Origin of the sequence: Faecalibacterium sp. Marseille-Q4896, from assembly GCF_017377615.1 — a bacterium.
GTDB lineage: Bacteria > Bacillota > Clostridia > Oscillospirales > Ruminococcaceae > Faecalibacterium > Faecalibacterium taiwanense.
Map to the genome: position 1 here is coordinate 1 of NZ_JAFREG010000019.1, position 3051 is coordinate 3051.

3 protein-coding genes are annotated in these 3051 nt (G+C 46.7%); all 3 read right to left on the reverse strand.

Going from position 1 to position 3051, the window contains the following annotated elements; genetic code table 11:
- Positions 1–1484 (reverse strand): recombinase family protein (locus tag J3348_RS14085; RefSeq protein WP_242703019.1); only part of this gene is annotated, 1484 nt, incomplete at its 3' end.
- A gap of 93 nt (positions 1485–1577) precedes the next feature.
- Entirely contained in the window at positions 1578–1760 is a 183-nt protein-coding gene (locus tag J3348_RS14090; RefSeq protein ID WP_005924684.1) for a hypothetical protein, read from the reverse strand.
- A 223-nt stretch (positions 1761–1983) separates the two neighbouring features.
- Complete coding sequence (locus J3348_RS14095) at positions 1984–2325, reverse strand: replication initiator protein A (RefSeq protein WP_097786354.1); 342 nt, start codon at positions 2323–2325, stop codon at positions 1984–1986.
- Positions 2326–3051: the final 726 nt, after the last annotated feature.

Consider the following 3051-nt stretch of genomic DNA (forward strand, 5'->3'; position numbering starts at 1 on the left):
CCAGCGTACTTGCTGACTTCATCAATAAAATCCTGAATCTTGTCCAGCTGATCGTGTTCAGCACGGCCTTCCCGCTCGTACTGCTCAATCTTCTCGGTCAGTTCAGCCTGTTCTTTGTCGTAGCGATCTGCAAGCATTTGAAAACGTTTCTCCGGGAGAAGTCCCTTTGATACGTCCTCATAAAGTTTTGCATACAGGTCTTCGATTTCTGCGATTCGTGCTTTACACTGCTTCAAATCCCGTTTGTGCTGCGCCCGGTCAGAGGACACCCGGAGGTGCATCTGATTTGCAATCTTCTTCACAAGGGCTTCCCGATTGCTCACAGCGGCCTTTGCGTGTGCCTGAATGTCCGCAAAGACAGCTTCATGCAGAACACGGGCTTCCAAATTATGCGAGTCACAGGCTTTCGCACCATATTTCCGATAAGTGCTGCAACAATAAAAGGTCTGATCCAGAACACTGTTACGTTTGCGCCTGTGCTCGACCTTGACTAACATCGTTCTGCCGCAGTCTGCACAGCGGACGATGCCCTTGAAGATATTGTCATAGTCGGTCTTATCACACATAAAACAGCCGGAACGGCTGTAAAGGATTCGCTGCACGTTTTCCCAGCGGTCTTGTGGGATGATTGCTTCATGTGTATTCGGAACGATAGCGCGTTCTTCAAACGGAATATAACGCCGCTTTTTGGATTTCATGGACACGGTGGGCTTGGCTTCGTAGATGATGTGTCCGGCGTAGACTGGGCTGTGCAGAACCTGACTGATATAGGCACTGTCCCAATCATACATCTTTTCATCATCAATAAAGCGGCCAAACATCTCTTTCTTGTAGTAACACGGCTTCAGAACTTTTTCATCGTGGAGCCGCTTGGCGATGCGGTGAAGCCCCAGCCCTTCCTCTGCCATTGAATAGATGTACTCAACAACAGGGGCGGTGTTCGGGTCGATCACAAGGTGATTGTGGTCGGCAGGGTCTTTCTGGTAGCCAAACGGTGCGTTGCTGGAGATATACTTTCCGCTTTTCTTGCGTGTCCGAAGGGCACTCTTGATTTTTCGGGAAGTGTCTTTGGCGTACATTTCATTGATGATGTTTCGGAACGGGGCAATATCCATCTGGGATTGCTCGTTGGAATCATAACCATCGTTGATTGCAATATAGCGGACACCGTGCTCAGGAAAGAAGATTTCCATATACGTTCCGGTTTCGATGTGGTTGCGTCCAAGTCGGGACTGGTCTTTGGTAATGACTGTTGCCACCTTTCCTTTCCGGATATCATCCAGAAGTTCCTGAAAGGCAGGGCGGTCAGAGTTCGTACCGCTGTAACCATCATCGACATAGTACTGGCAATTCCCGAAACCGTTGCGTGTGGCATACTCCATAAGCATCGCCTTTTGAGTGCGGATGCTCAGGCTTTCGCTGTTTGAACCGTCATCTTTTGACAGCCGGCAGTATAAAGCAGTTACTTTTTTGTCCTTTTCCATGTGTACCTCCATAATGGAAAAGAGACCTCATCAATCACATTGTAGCGGATGCTGCGTGATGATGCAAGCCCTTTTCCGCAGTAAAACGTCCAATTAACCAGCGGCGAGATACGATTCGGCAGTTTTACGAATTTCTTCTTCCGCAAGCCGCTGAAAAAGCGTATTCATCGGCACATTGCCGATATAATGGCGTTCCACGATCAGGCGCACGGACTTCGGACTTCTCGGCGCACGTTTGCGTGTAGTGGGCTTCTTCTCAGATTTTTCTTTGTTCAAGGGCAGACCTCCTCATTCATGTGGTGCAAATACGGAAAGGAATGGATGGATTCTATTCGTTTTTCTCTTTTTGTTTTATTACGTTGGTTAGGTGAAAGTTTTCTTTGATACAGTCTTAAAGGCTGCTATACTGCATAGGAAAAATCTCTTTTGCAGATGCCATTAAGAATCTGCATCGCAGAATCGTGATTTTGGCGGTTCTTGAATCGTGAAAAACGCAGAACTATTCAACATTTGGAATTTTCACAAAGATGTGATTGGGCGAAGAAAACCGCGTTCGTCTGCGCTCAATCAATCCCGCAGCGTCCAATTCCTTAAGCGCACTGGAAACACTGACAGTGCTGCGCCCTAGCTGCTCAGCCAAAGAGCAAATCGTAAAAATGACAAACACGAAACCACGTTCATCTATCCAGAGATTTTTCTGCGAGAGCGTGGCACGGTCGAGCAGCAGCACATAAGTCATTTTTGCAGTCTGGCTCAGGTCAAGTTCCAAAAGGAAGCGTGGGTATGGGAGAAACGGCGGCAGCAGAGTTTGCGTGGTAAGATATTCTGAAATGTTGATCACCTCCAGCTGAAGCAGAAATCAGGAACAAAAGTATGTAACGAGAATTGGTGGGTTCCAATTCTCCAGTCGCAGAAAAGCACGAAACAAGTGCTCAACTGCGTTAATAAGTTAAGGTCTCCCATATTGGTCCTCGACTTCCCTAGGAGTGGGGAATCATCCGGCGGCGGGCTTGCACCGCACCATTGGCATTTCAGCCACCCCGTCTTCGTTATGACCGGGCTGCGAATTACAGAAGTACCTTTTGTGAAGTACCGAACGATTGAACTATTCACTTGTCAAGGAACATATGGAAGATTTCTGAACTTTGACGGACGAAAACATCCTTCTACTTGGTAGCCGACGAAAAAGGCCATTTCGTAGCATTGCAAGCAATTTTGTAAACAAAACGTCATAATAGTCCGAGAATGGTCTTGAAAAAGATGCCCTACACTTGGTAGGCATCGAGAACGCCTGTTTCGTAGCATTGGTGAGAAACTTGTAATTGAATTGTAATTCTTGAGACCAAATCTCCGCTTTTGAAAAAATCCTCTCAATAGGTAGGCAACGAAAACAGCCCAAAGACAACCATCTTTTTGAGAATTAACAAAAAGGTCACAAATGACTAGCCTTCAAAGAAGCGTTTCTACTATTAACAGAAAAAGTGGCCTAAAATGGGGGGTGTTGGAGAAAATTTCCACCTTAAAAATGCGCCTTTACTCACTAGCCAACGAGAATAGCCAAAAGCCA